Here is a 17,481-nt window from a genome sequence, read left to right on the forward strand (position 1 = left end):
ATGTCCCGACTCAATCCTCGGCAACAAGAAGCCGTGAACTACGTCGGCGGCCCTCTTTTGGTGCTCGCCGGTGCAGGCTCCGGCAAGACCAGCGTGATCACCCGCAAGATCGCCCACCTGATCCAGAATTGCGGCATCCGCGCCCAATACATCGTCGCCATGACCTTTACCAACAAGGCCGCCCGCGAGATGAAGGAGCGGGTCGGTACGTTGCTGCGCGCGGGTGAAGGTCGCGGCCTGACCGTGTCGACCTTCCATAACCTGGGGCTGAACGTGATCCGTAAGGAGCACGTGCGGCTGGACTACAAGCCGGGCTTCTCGATCTTCGACGAGACCGACGTCAAAGCCCTGATGACCGACATCATGCAGAAGGAATACTCGGGCGACGACGGCGTCGACGAGATCAAAAACATGATCGGCTCCTGGAAAAACGACCTGATCCTGCCCGCTGAAGCATTGGAAAACGCCCGCAACCCCAAGGAACAGACTGCGGCCATCGTTTACACCCACTATCAGCGCACGCTCAAGGCGTACAACGCGGTGGACTTCGATGATCTGATTCTGCTCCCGGTAAAGCTGTTCCAGGAACACGCTGACATTCTGGAAAAGTGGCAGAACAAAGTCCGCTATCTGTTGGTGGACGAATATCAGGACACCAACGCCAGCCAATACCTGCTGGTAAAACTGCTGATCGGCATGCGTAACCAGTTCACTGTAGTGGGTGACGACGACCAGTCGATCTATGCCTGGCGTGGCGCGCGTCCGGAAAACCTGATGCTGCTCAAGGAAGACTATCCGTCGCTGAAGGTGGTCATGCTCGAGCAGAACTACCGCTCGACCAGCCGGATTTTGCGCTGCGCCAACGTGCTCATCTCCAACAACCCTCATGAGTTCGAAAAGCAGCTGTGGAGTGAGATGGGGCACGGCGATGAAATTCGCGTGATTCGTTGCCGCAATGAAGACGCCGAGGCCGAGCGCGTCGCTGTGGAAATTCTCAGCCTGCATTTGCGTACTGATCGACCTTACAGCGACTTTGCGATCCTCTATCGCGGTAACTATCAGGCCAAGTTGATTGAGCTGAAGTTGCAGCATCACCAAGTGCCGTATCGCCTGTCCGGCGGTAACAGCTTCTTTGGCCGTCAGGAAGTGAAAGACCTGATGGCCTATTTCCGTTTGCTGGTTAACCCGGATGACGACAACGCTTTCCTGCGGGTGATCAACGTGCCGCGCCGGGAAATCGGCTCCACGACGCTGGAGAAACTCGGCAACTACGCCACCGAGCGGAAAATTTCGATGTACGCCGCCACCGATGAAATCGGCTTGGGCGAGCATCTGGACAGCCGTTACACCGACCGCTTGCAGCGCTTCAAGCGCTGGATGGACGGCGTGCGTCAGCAGTGCGCGCAGAACGATCCCATTGCTGCGTTGCGCAGCATGGTCATGGACATCGATTACGAAAACTGGCTGCGTCAGAACAGCTCCAGTGACAAGGCCGCCGATTACCGCATGGGCAACGTCTGGTTCTTGATCGAGGCGTTGAAAAACACCCTCGAAAAAGACGAAGAAGGTGAAATGACCATTGAGGAAGCCATCGGCAAGCTGGTCCTGCGCGACATGCTCGAGCGTCAGCAGGAAGAAGAGGATGGCGCGGAAGGCGTGCAGATGATGACGCTCCACGCCTCCAAAGGCCTGGAATTTCCCTACGTGTTCATCATGGGCATGGAAGAAGAAATTCTCCCTCACCGCTCCAGTATCGAAGCCGATACCATCGAGGAAGAGCGTCGTCTGGCTTACGTGGGCATCACCCGTGCGCGCCAGACCCTGGCATTCACCTTTGCTGCAAAGCGTAAGCAGTACGGTGAAATCATCGACTGCTCGCCAAGCCGTTTCCTTGATGAACTGCCGCCCGACGATCTGGCCTGGGAAGGCAACGACGACACCCCGACCGAAGTGAAGGCGGTGCGCGGCAATACCGCATTGGCGGACATCCGCGCGATGCTGAAAAAATAATTCCGACTATTGATTGCGCAGATTCGCGCACCCGAGGAAGCGACGTGGAAGCATTGCATCAGAAGATTCGCGCAGAAGGCATCGTACTTTCCGATCAGGTATTGAAGGTCGATGCGTTTCTCAATCACCAGATCGACCCCGTGCTGATGCAGCAGATTGGCGACGAATTCGCGGCGTTGTTCGCGGATTCCGGCGTCACCAAGATTGTTACTATCGAAGCTTCGGGTATTGCGCCTGCGGTGATGACCGGTTTGAAGCTGGGCGTGCCGGTGATTTTCGCCCGTAAGCATCAGTCGCTGACCCTGACCGAAAACCTGCTGCTGGCCACGGTGTATTCGTTCACCAAGCAGACGGAGAGCACCGTTGCCATCTCGCCCCGTCACCTGAACAGCAGCGATAACGTGCTGATCATTGATGACTTCTTGGCCAACGGAAAGGCGTCCCAAGCGCTGATTTCGATCATCAAGCAAGCAGGCGCCACCGTTGCCGGGCTGGGCATCGTGATCGAGAAGTCCTTCCAGGGCGGTCGTGCTGAACTGGACGCGCAGGGCTATCGCGTTGAGTCTCTGGCGCGGGTCAAATCCCTGGCGGATGGGGTTGTGACGTTTGTTGAGTGATTGATTCAACCACCCAACTCAATGAATTGAATGCATCCCTGTAGGAGTGAGCTTGCTCGCGATAGCGGTCTGTCAGTCACGGGATATTTGATTGAAAGACCATCGCGAGCAAGCTCACTCCTACAGGGGGAATGCCGCTTTGTCTCGTCTACATCAACCCGCACTCCGCCATCGACAGCGGATCACCGTCACCAATAATCAAGTGATCCAGCACCTTCACGTCGATCAGCCACAAGGCGTCGCGAAGACGTTTGGTCAGGTCGATGTCGGCCTGGCTGGCGTCGGTCACGCCTGAAGGATGGTTGTGACAGAGGATCAGGCTGGCCGAGTTGTGGGCCATGGCGCGTTTGACCACTTGCCGGGGATGCACGTGAGCGCTGTTTATCGAGCCGTGGAACAGTATTTCGAAAGCCTGCACGCGGTGCTTGTTATCCAGAAACAGGCAGCCAAATACCTCATGGGGTTCATGACGTAACAGCGCTTTGAGGTAATTGCGTACCTGCTCCGGGCTTTCCATTGCTGAATCGCGTTTCAGGCTCTCCGCCATATGCCGACGAGCCATTTCCATGACCGCCTGCAACTGCGCGAATTTGGCCGGACCCAGGCCCAGGTGTGAGCTGAATTCGGTCAGGTCAGCATCCAGTAACGGTCGCAGCCCGCCGAATTGATTCAACAGGTGACGAGCCAGGTCTACAGCGCTTTTTCCGGCCACACCGGTGCGCAGGAAAATAGCCAGCAGCTCGGCGTCGGACAGACTTGCCGAACCCAGCTCCAGCAGCCGCTCACGCGGGCGTTCGGCCACAGGCCAGTTGCGAATACTCATACCACCTCCATGTGTGTTGGCGCCGCTGTTCCAGCACGGTCGCTGTGCTATCTTAGCCCATCTTTTTTGCGCGGCGATCGGCCTGGGGAAACGTCCATCGCCGCCGCGTATCTCTCGACTAAAAGGCAGGCCTATGCAGCGGCTGTATCGGAAACGCATCGTTCTTGGCGTTGGCGGCGGTATCGCGGCCTACAAGAGCGCAGAACTGGTTAGACGCTTGCGTGACCAGGGTGCTGAAGTGCGTGTCGTCATGACCCGAGGTGGCGCTGAGTTCATCACTCCACTGACCATGCAGGCCCTTTCCGGGCACCCGGTTCATCTGGATTTACTTGATCCGGCCGCAGAAGCCGCGATGGGGCATATCGAACTGGCCAAGTGGGCCGACCTGATTCTTGTTGCGCCCGGCACCGCAGACCTTATTGCGCGCTTGGCACAAGGCATTGCCAACGATCTGTTGACCACGATCGTTCTGGCCACTGACGCCATTGTGGCGGTGGCTCCGGCGATGAATCAGGCGATGTGGCGCGATGCTTCCGTGCAGGCTAACGTTCGTTTGCTGGAAGAGCGCGACTTCCGCATTTTCGGCCCTGCTTCTGGCAGTCAGGCCTGCGGCGATGTCGGTTTCGGGCGCATGCTTGAACCTGATGATCTGGCGCAGTCCGCGGCCGATTGCTTCCAGCGTCTGTCCCTGACCGGCAAGCATGTGTTGATCACGGCGGGTCCGACGCAGGAAAACATCGACCCGGTGCGTTACATCACCAATCACAGCTCCGGCAAAATGGGCTTTGCCCTGGCCGAGGCCGCGATTGAGGCCGGTGCTCGCGTCACGCTAATCACCGGCCCGGTCAACCTGCCGACGCCGGATCGCGTATCGCGCATCGACGTTGTCAGCGCCCGGGACATGCTGGCTGCCTGCGAGGCCGCCATCCCGTGCGACCTTTTCATCGCTTCCGCAGCGGTCGCGGACTATCGTCCAGAAGTGGTTGCCCCGCATAAACTCAAGAAAGACCCGTCCACGGGCGACGGCCTGTTGCTGCAGATGGTGCGTAACCCGGACATTCTGGCGACCATCGCTACCCGTCCGGATCGTCCGTTCAGTGTTGGCTTTGCCGCTGAAACTGAACACTTGCTCGACTATGCTGCACGCAAGCTCAAGGACAAAAACCTTGATCTGATTGTCGCCAACGATGTTGCCAACCCCAGCATCGGCTTCAATAGCGAAGAAAACGCCTGCAGCGTGATCGACCGCGCACTGCACGCAACGCTCTTCGCCCAGACCAGCAAGGGCAAGATCGCCCGCCAGCTGATCACTTTTATCGCCGAACGAATGAACCAGGTTTAATTACGAATGCACGCTCTACAAGCCAAGATCCTCGACCCTCGCATTGGCAGCGAATTTCCTTTGCCGGCTTACGCCACCGTCGGTTCCGCCGGGCTCGACCTGCGCGCCATGCTCAAGGAGGACACTGTTCTCGAGCCAGGCCAGACGCTGTTGATCCCGACCGGTCTGTCGATCTACATCGGCGATCCGGGCTTGGCGGCGTTGATCTTGCCGCGCTCCGGTCTAGGTCACAAACATGGCATCGTACTGGGCAATCTCGTGGGTCTGATCGACTCCGATTACCAGGGCGAACTGATGGTCTCCTGCTGGAATCGCGGGCAGACTGCTTTCAATATTTCCATTGGCGAGCGCATTGCCCAACTGGTGCTGGTACCGGTGGTGCAGGCGCATTTCGAACTGGTTGAAGAGTTCCACGAAAGCCAACGCGGTGCTGGCGGTTTCGGTCACTCAGGTAGCCACTGACCTTTGAGCCGATAGCTCGATGCCCGACAGCCTGAGGCTGTTGCGGCATGAGTGAGTGACTGTCCCAGCTTCAGGATGAATGACCGGGGAGCGTTCAGGTGCAAGGCAGCCAACAGCATGCAACATCCGATACCCAGCCTCCGGCGCCGAGTCTGTCCGCGCTGTTTCCTGGTGTTTTCCCTGCGCTGATCGGCCTGATCATTGCCGGTGCTCTGGTCTATCTCGCTCTGACCAGCAATCCGCAAGGGCGCGAGCACCTTGAGCAGGCCTGGGGCGGCAGTCAGGCCTCGGCCGTGGGGCAGGCGCTCAAGCAAATCGGCGTCGAGACTCAGGCCGCCGCCCGGGACCCCGCACTGCTCCAGGCATTGCAAAGCGGTGATCCTTCTCTCATCGACGAAGCACAAAACCGTTTGCGGTTCCGCGACGGCGTTCTGGGCGCTCGCCTCAACCCCTTGGGTATGTCGGATATCGGCAACCGGGGTGCGTTGCCTGTGAGTTTTTCCACGCTGGACATGCTCAACAAAGCCACCCGCGGCGAGGACCCTGTGCCTGAGGCGCGTGCCGTCGGCGAGCGCTGGATGATCTACAGCGCCGCGCCTTTGCGCTCGGCCCCGACCGCGCCTGCCAGCGGCACGCTGTTACTCGCTTTCGATCTCCAACGCTTGCTCAACGCGCTCCCCGCCATGCCCGAGTCGACCGGGCGGATACGTTTGATTCAGCAGTTTGGCAATGGTCCCGAGCAGGTTTTGCTGCAACGCGGCGAAGCCGATGGCGCCAGGCCGCAGCGGCTCGATACGGGTTATGCGAACTGGAAGCTAGAGTTCACACCTGGTCCTGCGCTGGATTCTTCCCCTCCGTGGCTATTACTGACGCTTGCCGTATTAATCGCTCTAGGCGGTATTTTTCTGGGGCTTTACCTCAACGAGAGGGCTCTACAACGGCTCATTTGCGCTGATGTCCGACAACTGGATCAGCTGCTTCAAGAACTCTCCAGCGGAAAAGCCGTCAAACCCTTCGGTTTGAGCCTGCCGGTCCTCAACGGGCTGGCTAGACGTCTTGCCTGTTTTTCACCTTCCCTTCAAGAACCGGTAACGGAAATCGTTGATAAGAAGGATGAGTCAGGTTCGATTGCTGGCTTCAAGATGACCGACTTAAAGACACGTAGTGCTTCAGCATCGGCTTCACGCGTTGCCAATGGTGACGGCTGGACCGATCCGCTGTTTCAAGATACCGACATTCTCGATATCGACATCCTCGACGAAAACCAGGACTTCCTGAGATCGGAGCACCCCCCAGTTATGAGCAGTCCAGCATCCGTGGCACCGAAATTCCCTGACGATATTTTCCGCGCCTATGACATCCGCGGCATCGTGGGTGACACCCTCAGCGCTGAAACGGCGTATTGGATCGGTCGCGCCATTGGCTCCGAGAGCCTGGCGCAGAACGAGCCCAACGTCAGTGTTGGCCGCGATGGACGCCTCTCCGGCCCGGAGTTGGTACAACAACTGATTCAAGGCCTGCACGACAGTGGCTGTCACGTCAGTGATGTTGGCCTGGTGCCAACGCCCGCCTTGTATTACGCCGCCAACGTGTTGGCGGGCAAGACCGGTGTGATGCTGACCGGCAGCCACAACCCCAAGGATTACAACGGTTTCAAGATCGTTATCGCTGGCGATACCCTTGCCAACGAACAGATCCAGGCGCTGCACGAGCGTATCAAGACGGGCAATCTGACTTCTGCCAAAGGCAGCATCACCAAGGTCGACATTCTTGATCGCTACTTCAAGCAGATCAAAGAAGACATCGTCATGGCCCGCAAGCTGAAAGTGGTTGTGGACTGTGGCAACGGCGCCGCCGGTGTCATCGCCCCACAACTCATCGAAGCGTTGGGTTGTGAAGTGATTTCGCTGTTCGCTGAAGTCGACGGCAACTTCCCTAACCATCACCCGGACCCGGGCAAGCTGGAAAACCTTCAGGACCTGATCGCCAAGGTTAAAGAAACCGGCGCTGATCTTGGCCTGGCGTTCGATGGCGATGGCGACCGTGTTGGCGTTGTCACCAACAAAGGCAATGTGGTCTACCCAGACCGCCTGTTGATGCTGTTCGCGCTGGACGTGCTCAAGCGTAACCCGGGTGCCGACATCATTTTCGACGTCAAATGCACCCGTCGCCTGACGCCTTTGATTCAGGAACATGGCGGTCGCCCGGTAATGTGGAAGACCGGTCATTCGTTGATCAAGAAAGAAATGAAGAAAAGCGGCGCGCTGCTCGCGGGCGAAATGAGCGGCCACATCTTCTTCAAAGAGCGTTGGTTTGGTTTTGACGACGGCATCTACAGTGCTGCGCGCCTGCTGGAAATTCTCAGTCAGGAGTCGCAATCGGCTGAAGACCTGTTCGAGACCTTCCCGAACGACATTTCGACGCCTGAAATCAACATCAAAGTGACTGATACCACCAAGTTCAGCATCATAGAAGCTCTGGAGAAAGATGCTCAGTGGGGCGATGCCAAGCTGACCACCATTGACGGCGTGCGAGTGGACTATCCGAAGGGCTGGGGTCTGGTTCGCGCTTCCAACACAACACCGGTACTGGTGCTGCGTTTCGAAGCCGAAACCGATGCTGAGCTGCAACGCATCAAGGATGTGTTCCACGCCGAACTGAAAAAGGTTGCGCCGGACCTTCAACTTCCGTTCTGATTGTTTTTTCCTTTGACTGGAGCCTTGAATGACCCTCGAACGTGATTCCGCCGCCAACGTCGCCAAAGTATTGTCCGAAGCGCTGCCATACATTCGCCGTTTTGTTGGCAAGACGCTGGTGATCAAGTACGGCGGTAACGCCATGGAGAGCGACGAGCTGAAAACCGGCTTTGCGCGCGACATCGTGTTGATGAAGGCTGTTGGCATCAACCCGGTGGTGGTTCACGGCGGGGGACCTCAGATCGGTGATCTGCTCAAGCGGTTGTCGATCGAGAGCCACTTCATCGATGGTATGCGGGTCACTGACGCGCAGACCATGGATGTGGTGGAAATGGTTCTGGGCGGCCAGGTCAACAAGGACATCGTCAATCTGATCAACCGTCATGGTGGCAGTGCTATCGGCCTGACCGGTAAAGACGCTGAGCTGATCCGCGCCAAGCGCCTGACCGTTACCCGTCAGACGCCGGAAATGACCAAGCCTGAAATCATCGATATCGGGCATGTCGGCGAAGTGGTCGGGATCAACACCGACCTGCTGAACATGCTGGTAAAAGGTGATTTCATTCCGGTCATCGCGCCTATTGGCGTGGGCGCAGACGGCGAGTCCTACAACATCAACGCCGACCTGGTGGCAGGCAAAGTCGCTGAAGCCCTCAAGGCTGAAAAGCTGATGCTGCTGACCAACATCGCCGGCCTGATGGACAAACAAGGCCAGGTACTGACCGGCTTGACCACCGAGCAAGTCAGCGGCCTGATTGCCGACGGCACGATCTACGGCGGCATGCTGCCCAAGATCAAATGCGCGCTGGAAGCTGTGCAAGGCGGCGTGACCACTTCGCACATCATTGACGGTCGTGTACCGAATGCCGTGCTGCTGGAAATCTTCACCGACACGGGTGTGGGTACTCTGATCAGCAATCGCAAGCGTCACTGATCAAGCACAACGTTTCATGAAAGCCCTGCCGGTCTCCGGTGGGGCTTTTTTATGGGCGTCGTTATAAAAACATCGCTGACATTACCCAGAGCCGTAGGAGTTGTCGGAGTTTACGACGGCGCCGATTGCGGTCTATCTGATACACCGCAATCGCGACCGTCGTAAACTCCGATGGCTCCTACAGATCGGGTCAGCCCCACAGCCGCGCAGAAAGTCCGGCCGGTATTTACAAGGTCAGCAGGGAAGATGAAAGCCTGTCAAAGAAACCCCTGACCCAACATTACGAAATACCGCTACACAGCCGTTGAAAAGCCCTGCATAACCTTTGTTCGCGATTGGAGAACGTCGGGAGACTTTCCTCATATCGAGAACAATCTCTCAATGAATACCTCCGTTAACTTAGCTTCGTCATCGACAAACCCGGTACCAGAGGTCCAGCCCCATCGGAGGTACGGGGTGAATGCCTTGTTGCCGCTGCTCAATCCGGTCCAGCTTGGGCTGATACAGACAACCGTTGATGCCTTCGTGCGGGAGCAACGTGCGGCCATTCGGCTGGAGGCGCTGCCGGTGCTTGAGGCTCAAAGCAGTGGCGTGGCCGCAGTTTCGTTCGAGCTGACCAGCTTGCTGCAGCTGTTGTCCTGGCGACTTCTGGCGGGCAGCGCAGACTTGACGCCTTCTGATCAGCAGCTCAAGCAAATGCTGTCTGAAATGCTGGAATCAGAGCAAGGGCAGGCCGTGGGCCTTCGGATAAACACGGCATTGGGCTGGTACGGTGCGGCTGACGGCCAAAGCGCTGACCCCCTGATCATCAGGCAGCTGGTGTGGAAGGCATTGATGCTTGAGCTCGAGCCTGAGCAATCACGCAAGCCCGGTTTCATCGCCGGCTATGAATATGGCAAGCCAGCAAACTGGGGGCGACCGCTGACCGAGATTCAGGAGGAATTCGAAACGTTCCTGACGTGGAACATCTGCAACATCCAGGGGGAACGCTGCAGGCCGTCAGCCCGTCTGGCAGCGTGTATTCTTGCGCCCGTTGTGCCCGAACTGGCGGTCAAGGGCACGCCCCGAACGTTGCGTTACTGTTCCGGCGTCTGGGTTAACTTTGCCCACGGCGTTGCCTTGGCTGAGGCGCTTTATCCTGGTTCGTCACAGGCGCTGAGCTACGAGCAATTGCTGAATATACCGATCAAGCTGAGTGGCTCGGCGGACGACGGTGAAAAGCGCCTTCTTGTTCAGACGCGTATTGCTCCAGCGCTCCAGTGGAGTGTCGCCAATAACGTTTTGCCCCTAAAAGCCGGGGCGGATTACTCCGTGGCGGACTTGCACACAGCAATGACGGCTCTCGATGCGGCTCAGCACAAGGTCGAGACTGCGATCGGCACGCTGTTGCGCAAAGTACCGGACAGGCTGGAGATCGGTTTAAGCAAGTTTAATGAGCTGCTCGGAAGTGACGCGGACGTACTCGCTCAACTCGTGATGCGGCCAACGACACTGGGAAAACGGTTTGAATACGCTTTGAGAAACCCCTCGCCGGCTGTTCGTCCCGGCCGGTTTTACCTCTTCGATCTTTTTCTCGCAGGGTTCATGAGGGACGGGGTCGACAAATTTGAACCCCATTTGCAAACGAGTCAGAAAGAGTGGGCGCAGGTGCTCGCCCCGCAGATCGAACGGCTCAAGGATATTGATGTTGAGGCCATCTATAAGGATGCCTTCGATACCTACAGTCACGATGCGCAAAATGCTTACGCGTGCCTGATCGAATTTCTGCTCGCGGAGCTGCCTTTCTCAGACCGGCAAGCCATCGAGAATGGCAGGGTGGATGTTTATGTGCTTGAGCGGGAAACGGGCGTTGCCCTCAATAAAGAGAGTTCGCGGGATCGCGAGCTGAAGCGAGGTCGAGCGGGTTTCATCCTTGTCTGCACCGGCGAGAACAGCACGTTCACGTATGAAGTTTTTCCGCTGCTGGGCCTGTTGCAGCGGCGCACTGATCTGCCTCTTCTGCCCGATGGTGGGCTGGTTGGAAGGGTTGGCCATCAAGTCCAGCGAACGGCGGTCGAGGTACCGCTGGACTGGGCGGCATACGATCAGCCGCAATACCCGCGATCCAGTCAGCTAAGCCGCGTCTTGCCCCACCACATCGGCCATGCCCTGCCGAGCAAGCCTGATTCTGGGCCTGCGGCGTGCCCTCTTTCCTCTCCTCGGTTGAGAAGTCTCGCTGAGGGTATTGCTCTCAAGCATCTGTTTTTCGATAAAGAATTGGAACGTGAAGCGCGCAGACACCAGACGGGCTCCGAGTTTGTGAGTGCTAACTATCCGCCGGTGCTGCGCATTCTCGCCGCATTTGTTCCAGGCCTCAGTTGCTTTAATGCCGTGGCCAACGATGAGTCGCCAACCCTGACCTGCGTGATTGATGTCGGCCTGATCCTGTTGGCGCCTGCTTTCAAATTTGCCAAGGGGTTTGTGGTGTTGGTGATGAAAGCAGGAGGACCTGCCGTCGGTTCGACGCTCCCCGCATTGAGTGCGATGACCCGCACCTTTGTTTCCGGCTCGGGCGCTGCTTATTTGAAAGGCTTGAATCCGTTCGGCGGTTTCTGGTTCAGATGGGGACATGGCGTCGGAGTGTCTGCCTTGTTGGTCAGAGCGGCTTACAAGCTTCACGAGGCGGTCGGGCAAACATTGGGCAGGCCAGGGGAGTTTGCCTATATCAACGGTCTGGAGTCTGCCGCGAATCCAGATACATGGCGGCCTGTCGCTGTTGGTGACCGATTGGCGGCGTTGATTCTGGGCGTATCAGACGTGCCCGTACGGGACTTCCCTGCGGCCGATGGTTCGGTCAGGACCTACCTCATTAATACGGCGTCGGGGCATCCATACGGCCCGGCGCTTGAGGAGGCTGCAGCGGGACTCGCATAGAGAGCTTTAGCCCCCGTCAGCTTAAGGCGCGGTTAGCCGCTCGATGCGAACGCGATCCTGAGTAAATGCTGCGTCAGCCTGAGCGCGAGCCTGTTGATAGCGCTGGATGTTCAGGTCGAGGTTGTTTTGCTGGTCGCGAAGATCACTCATCTGGTCGATCAGTGATTGAGGCACCGGTTTACCTGCCCGTTCAAGGTCCGCCGCCTGCCCTTGCAAAGATGCCTGCTGAGTGTCCAGACCCTTGAGGTTGCCTTGCGCCAAGGCAATCAAGGCGTCCAGCTCGGAAAGCTTACGTGCCTTGGCGCGATCGACATCCTCGACATTGCTGTAAAGGTTGAGCAACTGCGCGTCGGCGCTGGCCTGGGCTTTCTTCGCTTGGGCCTGGTGGATTTCATCGGCAGTGGGTGCTGGCGGCACCACCTGTACTACGCGGCCTTGGGCATTGAGTACTTCATAGCCCTTGGCAACGTATTCAGGTGGCACGCCTTGGCGATCAAGGACGGTTACGCCCCTGCTATCGACATAGCGATAAAGCGGTTGCGGGGCGTCGGCGGCATGCGTCGCTGCAAACGGACTGATGGCAAAGGACAGCAGCAAGCAAATGAGGCCTGGCCTGGTCATTCACATCTCCTTGATGTCTCAATCCGAATATCGGCGAGCATGAATCTCCTTAGATGCCGAACTGCGCCCGATAAGCCTCAACGGCAGGCAAATGCTGCTTGAGTTGCGGGTCATCAGCGAGGAATTCCAGCACCTGATTCAGCGATACGATGCTGACCACCGGGATCCCGAAGTCGCGCTCGACTTCCTGAATCGCCGAAAGCTCACCATTGCCACGCTCCTGACGGTTAAGTGCAATCAGCACGCCCGCCGCGGTCGCTTCCTGGCCTTTGATGATTTGCATGACTTCGCGGATCGCGGTGCCTGCGGTGATTACGTCATCGATGATCAGCACATTGCCGGTCAATGGTGCGCCGACCAGGCTACCGCCCTCGCCGTGAGCCTTGGCTTCCTTGCGGTTGAAACACCAAGGCAAATCGCGCCCGTGGTGTTCAGCCAAAGCCACGGCTGTTGCGGCCGCCAGAGGAATCCCCTTATAGGCTGGGCCAAACAGTACGTCGAAGGAAATACCGCTCTCAACCACGGCTGCGGCGTAGAAACGACCTAGTTGCGCAAGGGCCGAACCGCTGTTGAACAACCCGGCATTGAAGAAGTACGGGCTGGTGCGACCGGACTTGAGAGTGAACTCACCGAACCGCAAAACCCCACGGTCGATGGCAAAACGAATGAAATCGCGCTGATACGCCTGCATGAAAAAAGCCCCGAATACCACGGATTTAGCTAATTAGGTAGAGCTCGGGTATCATACACGCACGTGATTTTTGGGGCCATTTATGCGGATCATCAGTGTGAACGTAAATGGCATTCAGGCGGCAGTCGAGCGCGGTTTGCTCAGTTGGCTGCAAGCTCAGAATGCCGACGTCATCTGCCTTCAGGACACCCGCGCATCCGCCTTCGAACTGGACGACCCAGCCTATCAGCTGGATGGCTATTTCCTTTATGCGTGCGAAGCTGAAGTTCCGGCCCAAGGTGGCGTGGCGCTTTACTCGCGGTTGCAACCGAAGGCGGTAATCAGTGGGCTTGGCTTTGAAACAGCCGACCGCTACGGGCGTTACCTGCAAGCAGATTTCGACAAACTCAGTATTGCCACCTTGCTGCTTCCTTCGGGAATGAACGGCGATGAAGACTTGAATCAGAAATTCAAGCTCATGGATGACTTCGGCAAATACCTGGACAAGCAGCGACGCAAGCGTCGTGAGTACATCTATTGCGGCTCGTTGTATGTGGCGCAACAGAAGCTCGACATCAAGAACTGGCGTGACAGCCAGCAATCTCCTGGCTTCCTCGCACCTGAGCGTGCCTGGATGGACGAGATTGTCGGCACCATGGGCTACGTTGATGCCCTGCGTGAAGTCAGCCGTGAAGGTGATCAGTACAGCTGGTGGCCCGATAGCGAGCAGGCAGAGATGCTCAATCTTGGCTGGCGCTTTGACTATCAGTTGCTGACACCGGGCCTGCGTCGCTTCGTGCGTAGTGCACGCCTGCCGCGTCAGCCCCGCTTCTCGCAACACGCGCCGCTGGTGGTGGATTACGACTGGACGTTAACGATCTAGTATCCATCGCCCACAAAAAAGCCGACTTCGTGTCGGCTTTTTTGTGGCTATTGTTTGTTGGGCTGCGCCTGTTCGCGAGGCGGCGTGTCTGGGGAGTCGCGTCAAACCCTCTCGCCAACAAGTTGCCTCCTACCTTTGAACGCGGCAAGCCTGAGCCTTCGCGGTGCGGGGGCACTCCTACAGATATAAATCCTATTTGATCAACCGCCACGTAAACGGATACCGGTACGCCACGCCTTCGTTGGCCTTGATGCCAGCAATGATGGTCAGCACCAGAGCGCCTACGGCAACCAGGCCGATCAGCGCAAAGCCAATGAGCAGCAGCATCAGAAAGAAGCACGCGACCATGGCTACCGAAACCGTGATCTGAAAATTCAGCGCTTCCTTGCCCTGAGCATCAATGAATGGATCGGAATCCTTCTTGAGCTGCCAGAGAATCAGCGGGCCCAGCAAGTTGCCAAACGGGAAAATCATGCCGAGAAACGCAGCAAAGTGACAGAACATCGCCCACTGGCGTACTTCTGAACTGGGTGCCTGAACAGGCGGTTGGCTGTCACTCATTTGCGTCTCCTGCTAGCTGCTTTTATCAATCGGCCAGTGCGGCGGTCTGCAGTTCAAACAGTTCGGTCATGCCTTTTTGAGCCAAAGCCAGCATGGCGTTGAGCTCTTCAGGCTGGAACGGAGCACCTTCTGCAGTGCCCTGAACCTCAATGAAACCGCCTGAGCTGGTCATCACCACGTTGAGGTCAGTCTCGGCAGCGGAGTCTTCAAGGTAGTCCAGGTCAAGAACCGGCTCGCCCTGATACATACCAACCGAAACAGCTGCGATCATTTGCTTGAGCGGGTCGCCGCCTTTGAGGCCGCCGCGTTTCTTGATCACTTTCAGCGCATCAACCAAGGCAACCATGGCGCCCGTGATGGACGCTGTGCGGGTGCCGCCGTCGGCCTGAATCACATCGCAATCGACATACAGCGTCACGTCGCCCAGCTTGGACATGTCCAGCGCGGCGCGCAGGGAACGACCGATCAGACGCTGGATTTCCAAGGTGCGGCCGCCTTGTTTGCCACGGCTGGCTTCACGTTGGTTACGTTCGCCGGTGGCGCGCGGCAGCATGCCGTATTCAGCGGTCAGCCAGCCTTGACCCTGACCTTTGAGGAAGCGAGGTACGCCATTCTCGACGCTGACCGTGCAGATCACTTTGGTGTCACCAAACTCGACCAGCACAGAACCCTCGGCGTGCTTGGTGTAGTTGCGGGTGATGCGGATCGAGCGGAGCTGATCGGCGGCGCGACCACTTGGACGTTTCATCTGGGATACCTGTACTGAGACGGAAAACTGCCGAGCATTATAGAGGCGCAAGTCGGCGCTGGGCACATCTAAAACCAGAGCGGGTCAATCCATTTGCCCGCCAAGGCTCTGATTCGGGTGTTTGCGGGCGTGAGTAAATGCCATGCATCGCTTGTCGCATTAGTGGATTGGGAGCATCGGCCGCACTGCGCTACAATCCTGCGCCTTTACAGACTGTCGTTTTTCCGTGACATCCAGTCATCGATGACCGCGGCATGTTCTGTTCATCGGATTACAGAGGTATTTCCCCATGGTCCACAGCATGACGGCTTTCGCCCGGGTCGAACGGGCCAGCACTCAGGGCACCCTGAGCTGGGAACTACGCTCGGTCAATCATCGCTATCTGGAGCCGCACCTGCGTCTGCCGGAGTCTTTTCGTGACCTGGAAAGTGCGATCCGAGAAGCGCTGCGTCAGGGTTTGTCACGCGGCAAAGTGGAATGCACATTGCGTTTTGTCGAAGAAACGGCCGGCAAGCCATTGCAGGTCGATCGTGAGCGCGCTGGGCAACTGGTCGCCGCGGCTGAAATCGTCGCGAGCCTGATCAAGCAACCCGCCGCCTTGAATCCGCTGGAAGTTCTGGCCTGGCCGGGCGTGCTGGTAGGTGATGCCAGCGACCCGCAAGCCTTGAACAAGGAAGCCCTGACGCTGTTCAACGAAGCGTTGGCTGAGCTAAAAAACGGTCGCGGTCGTGAGGGCGCGGATCTGGCCAAGCTTCTTAATGAGCGCCTGGATTCGATCACCACTGAAGTCGCTACGCTGAAAACATTGGTGCCGCAGATGCTGGCAACCCAGCGCCAGAAAGTGCTGGATCGTTTTGCCGACATGAAGGCAGAGCTTGATCCGCAGCGTCTGGAGCAGGAAATGGTGCTGCTGGCGCAAAAAAGCGACGTCGCCGAAGAACTGGATCGCCTCAGCACTCACGTCACTGAAGTGCGTCGCGTGCTCAAGGCTGGCGGTCAGGCCGGACGCCGTCTGGATTTCCTGATGCAGGAACTCAACCGCGAGGCCAATACCTTGGGCTCCAAAGCTTTCGACCCGCGTAGCACTCAGGCTGCGGTCAACCTCAAAGTGTTGATCGAGCAGATGCGCGAACAAGTACAGAATATTGAGTAAGGCTAATTCCCACATGACACATAGCACTGGCACCCTGTACATCGTTTCCGCTCCGTCTGGCGCGGGCAAGACCAGCCTGGTCAACGCTCTGGTCAACGCGCAGCCACAGATTCGGGTTTCCGTTTCGCACACCACCCGGGCCATGCGTCCGGGGGAAGTCGACGGCGTGAACTATCACTTTGTTGATCGCGCTGAATTTGTACGCATGATCGAGCACGGTGACTTCCTTGAGCAGGCGGAAGTTTTCGGCAATATGTACGGCACTTCTCAGAGCCACTTGCAGCAGACGCTGGACGACGGTCATGACCTGATTCTGGAAATCGACTGGCAGGGTGCCGAGCAGGTGCGCAAGGTCATGCCTGATGCGCGCTCGATCTTCATTTTGCCGCCGACCCAGCAGGCATTGCGTCAGCGCCTGACCAATCGTGGTACGGACAGCGACGAGATCATTGAGGGCCGGATGCGTGAAGCGGTCAGCGAAATGAGCCATTACGCCGAATACGATTACATCGTGATCAACGATGATTTCGCCTCCGCGCTGGAAGATCTGAAAGCGATTTTCCGGGCCAACCTCTTGACTCAGACCCATCAGCAGCAGCGTTTCAGTGGTCTGCTTGAGCAGTTGCTGGCCTGAAAACAGGACATCAAGCGTCTTGAGCATGGGCTAAATAAGACCGCTCGTGGCTTGGCGCTTGAAGCTTTGTGCTTGCAGCTTGTAAACTACCGAGTCCGCTCGCCCATCCGGGCATCGCGCATCCGCATTTGCTACGAGGAATACCCATGGCCCGCGTAACCGTTGAAGACTGCCTAGAACACGTGGATAACCGCTTTGAGCTGGTCATGCTCTCTACAAAGCGTGCCCGTCAACTGGCAACCGGCGGCAAAGAACCAAAGCTGGCGTGGGAAAATGACAAGCCTACCGTTATGGCGCTGCGCGAAATCGCCGCTGGCTTGATGGATTACGCTGTAATCGCAGAAGCTGAAATCGTTGAAGATGAACCATTGTTCGCGGCGTTCGAAGACGAGTCCAACGAGGCCGTCTAAGCCT

At 57.5% G+C, this 17,481-nt stretch carries 16 protein-coding genes; 11 read left to right on the forward strand and 5 right to left on the reverse strand.

Annotated features, from left to right (window positions below; all coding sequences use genetic code 11):
- Together rep and ABRP31_RS00010 are read left to right on the forward strand one after the other, a co-directional pair.
- Positions 1-2,010, forward strand: a complete 2,010-nt coding sequence (gene rep / locus ABRP31_RS00005; RefSeq protein WP_349971286.1) for a DNA helicase Rep — start codon at positions 1-3, stop codon at positions 2,008-2,010.
- 44 nt (positions 2,011-2,054) lie between these two features.
- Positions 2,055-2,627: a xanthine phosphoribosyltransferase gene (locus ABRP31_RS00010; RefSeq protein WP_349971287.1), complete on the forward strand. Its 573-nt coding sequence runs from the start codon at positions 2,055-2,057 to the stop codon at positions 2,625-2,627.
- 148 nt (positions 2,628-2,775) lie between these two features.
- Here ABRP31_RS00010 and radC read toward each other — a convergent pair whose 3' ends face one another.
- Positions 2,776-3,450, reverse strand: coding sequence for a DNA repair protein RadC (radC, locus tag ABRP31_RS00015; RefSeq protein ID WP_087271612.1), 675 nt, complete (start codon positions 3,448-3,450; stop codon positions 2,776-2,778).
- Positions 3,451-3,583: 133 nt separating this feature from the next.
- Here radC and coaBC point away from each other — a divergent pair, with 133 nt between their 5' ends.
- The 5 genes from coaBC (at position 3,584) to ABRP31_RS00040 (ending at position 11,797) form a co-directional block, all read left to right on the forward strand.
- A complete protein-coding gene (gene coaBC, locus ABRP31_RS00020) occupies positions 3,584-4,792 on the forward strand; it encodes a bifunctional phosphopantothenoylcysteine decarboxylase/phosphopantothenate--cysteine ligase CoaBC (RefSeq protein ID WP_087271616.1) in 1,209 nt (402 codons plus the stop codon).
- A 6-nt stretch (positions 4,793-4,798) separates the two neighbouring features.
- Positions 4,799-5,254, forward strand: a complete 456-nt coding sequence (dut, locus tag ABRP31_RS00025; protein WP_349971288.1) for a dUTP diphosphatase — start codon at positions 4,799-4,801, stop codon at positions 5,252-5,254.
- A 98-nt stretch (positions 5,255-5,352) separates the two neighbouring features.
- Positions 5,353-7,950 (forward strand): phosphomannomutase/phosphoglucomutase, encoded by a 2,598-nt coding sequence (locus ABRP31_RS00030; RefSeq protein ID WP_349971289.1) that lies wholly within the window; start codon positions 5,353-5,355, stop codon positions 7,948-7,950.
- Positions 7,951-7,978: 28 nt separating this feature from the next.
- Positions 7,979-8,884, forward strand: a complete 906-nt coding sequence (argB, locus tag ABRP31_RS00035; protein WP_087271620.1) for an acetylglutamate kinase — start codon at positions 7,979-7,981, stop codon at positions 8,882-8,884.
- Between the two features lie 696 nt (positions 8,885-9,580).
- Positions 9,581-11,797, forward strand: a complete 2,217-nt coding sequence (locus tag ABRP31_RS00040) for a hypothetical protein (RefSeq protein ID WP_349971290.1) — start codon at positions 9,581-9,583, stop codon at positions 11,795-11,797.
- Between the two features lie 21 nt (positions 11,798-11,818).
- Here ABRP31_RS00040 and ABRP31_RS00045 read toward each other — a convergent pair whose 3' ends face one another.
- Positions 11,819-12,400 (reverse strand): DUF4124 domain-containing protein, encoded by a 582-nt coding sequence (locus ABRP31_RS00045; RefSeq protein ID WP_349971341.1) that lies wholly within the window; start codon positions 12,398-12,400, stop codon positions 11,819-11,821.
- A 67-nt stretch (positions 12,401-12,467) separates the two neighbouring features.
- Entirely contained in the window at positions 12,468-13,109 is a 642-nt protein-coding gene (gene pyrE, locus ABRP31_RS00050) for an orotate phosphoribosyltransferase (protein ID WP_087271626.1), read from the reverse strand.
- A gap of 82 nt (positions 13,110-13,191) precedes the next feature.
- Between pyrE and ABRP31_RS00055 the strand changes: the two genes are divergently transcribed.
- Entirely contained in the window at positions 13,192-13,971 is a 780-nt protein-coding gene (locus tag ABRP31_RS00055) for an exodeoxyribonuclease III (RefSeq protein ID WP_087271629.1), read from the forward strand.
- A gap of 192 nt (positions 13,972-14,163) precedes the next feature.
- Here ABRP31_RS00055 and ABRP31_RS00060 read toward each other — a convergent pair whose 3' ends face one another.
- Complete coding sequence (locus tag ABRP31_RS00060; RefSeq protein ID WP_349971291.1) at positions 14,164-14,532, reverse strand: DUF4870 domain-containing protein; 369 nt, start codon at positions 14,530-14,532, stop codon at positions 14,164-14,166.
- A 25-nt stretch (positions 14,533-14,557) separates the two neighbouring features.
- Positions 14,558-15,280, reverse strand: coding sequence for a ribonuclease PH (rph, locus tag ABRP31_RS00065; RefSeq protein ID WP_027900043.1), 723 nt, complete (start codon positions 15,278-15,280; stop codon positions 14,558-14,560).
- Positions 15,281-15,569: 289 nt separating this feature from the next.
- Between rph and ABRP31_RS00070 the strand changes: the two genes are divergently transcribed.
- The 3 genes from ABRP31_RS00070 to rpoZ all read left to right on the forward strand — a co-directional run bounded on the left by ABRP31_RS00070 (position 15,570) and on the right by rpoZ (position 17,477).
- Positions 15,570-16,433 (forward strand): YicC/YloC family endoribonuclease, encoded by an 864-nt coding sequence (locus ABRP31_RS00070; RefSeq protein WP_349971292.1) that lies wholly within the window; start codon positions 15,570-15,572, stop codon positions 16,431-16,433.
- A gap of 13 nt (positions 16,434-16,446) precedes the next feature.
- On the forward strand, positions 16,447-17,067 hold the full coding sequence (gene gmk / locus ABRP31_RS00075; protein ID WP_095093001.1) for a guanylate kinase: 621 nt from the start codon (positions 16,447-16,449) through the stop codon (positions 17,065-17,067).
- A gap of 146 nt (positions 17,068-17,213) precedes the next feature.
- Positions 17,214-17,477 carry a DNA-directed RNA polymerase subunit omega gene (rpoZ, locus tag ABRP31_RS00080; protein ID WP_002551500.1) on the forward strand — a complete coding sequence of 88 codons (264 nt, stop codon included), beginning with the start codon at positions 17,214-17,216 and terminating at the stop codon, positions 17,475-17,477.
- Positions 17,478-17,481 lie beyond the last annotated feature (4 nt).

The organism is Pseudomonas caspiana (genome assembly GCF_040224095.2).
Lineage (GTDB): Bacteria > Pseudomonadota > Gammaproteobacteria > Pseudomonadales > Pseudomonadaceae > Aquipseudomonas > Aquipseudomonas caspiana.

Bases quoted from the DNA above. Each gene is read 5' to 3' on its own strand.
- rep (WP_349971286.1), top strand. From the start codon at position 1: ATGTCCCGACTCAATCCTCGGCAACAAGAAGCCGTGAACTACGTCGGC.
- radC (WP_087271612.1), bottom strand. From the start codon at position 3,450: ATGAGTATTCGCAACTGGCCTGTGGCCGAACGCCCGCGTGAGCGGCTG.
- coaBC (WP_087271616.1), top strand. From the start codon at position 3,584: ATGCAGCGGCTGTATCGGAAACGCATCGTTCTTGGCGTTGGCGGCGGT.
- dut (WP_349971288.1), top strand. From the start codon at position 4,799: ATGCACGCTCTACAAGCCAAGATCCTCGACCCTCGCATTGGCAGCGAA.
- argB (WP_087271620.1), top strand. From the start codon at position 7,979: ATGACCCTCGAACGTGATTCCGCCGCCAACGTCGCCAAAGTATTGTCC.
- ABRP31_RS00040 (WP_349971290.1), top strand. From the start codon at position 9,581: ATGCTGTCTGAAATGCTGGAATCAGAGCAAGGGCAGGCCGTGGGCCTT.
- pyrE (WP_087271626.1), bottom strand. From the start codon at position 13,109: ATGCAGGCGTATCAGCGCGATTTCATTCGTTTTGCCATCGACCGTGGG.
- ABRP31_RS00055 (WP_087271629.1), top strand. From the start codon at position 13,192: ATGCGGATCATCAGTGTGAACGTAAATGGCATTCAGGCGGCAGTCGAG.
- ABRP31_RS00060 (WP_349971291.1), bottom strand. From the start codon at position 14,532: ATGAGTGACAGCCAACCGCCTGTTCAGGCACCCAGTTCAGAAGTACGC.
- rph (WP_027900043.1), bottom strand. From the start codon at position 15,280: ATGAAACGTCCAAGTGGTCGCGCCGCCGATCAGCTCCGCTCGATCCGC.
- ABRP31_RS00070 (WP_349971292.1), top strand. From the start codon at position 15,570: ATGGTCCACAGCATGACGGCTTTCGCCCGGGTCGAACGGGCCAGCACT.
- gmk (WP_095093001.1), top strand. From the start codon at position 16,447: ATGACACATAGCACTGGCACCCTGTACATCGTTTCCGCTCCGTCTGGC.
- rpoZ (WP_002551500.1), top strand. From the start codon at position 17,214: ATGGCCCGCGTAACCGTTGAAGACTGCCTAGAACACGTGGATAACCGC.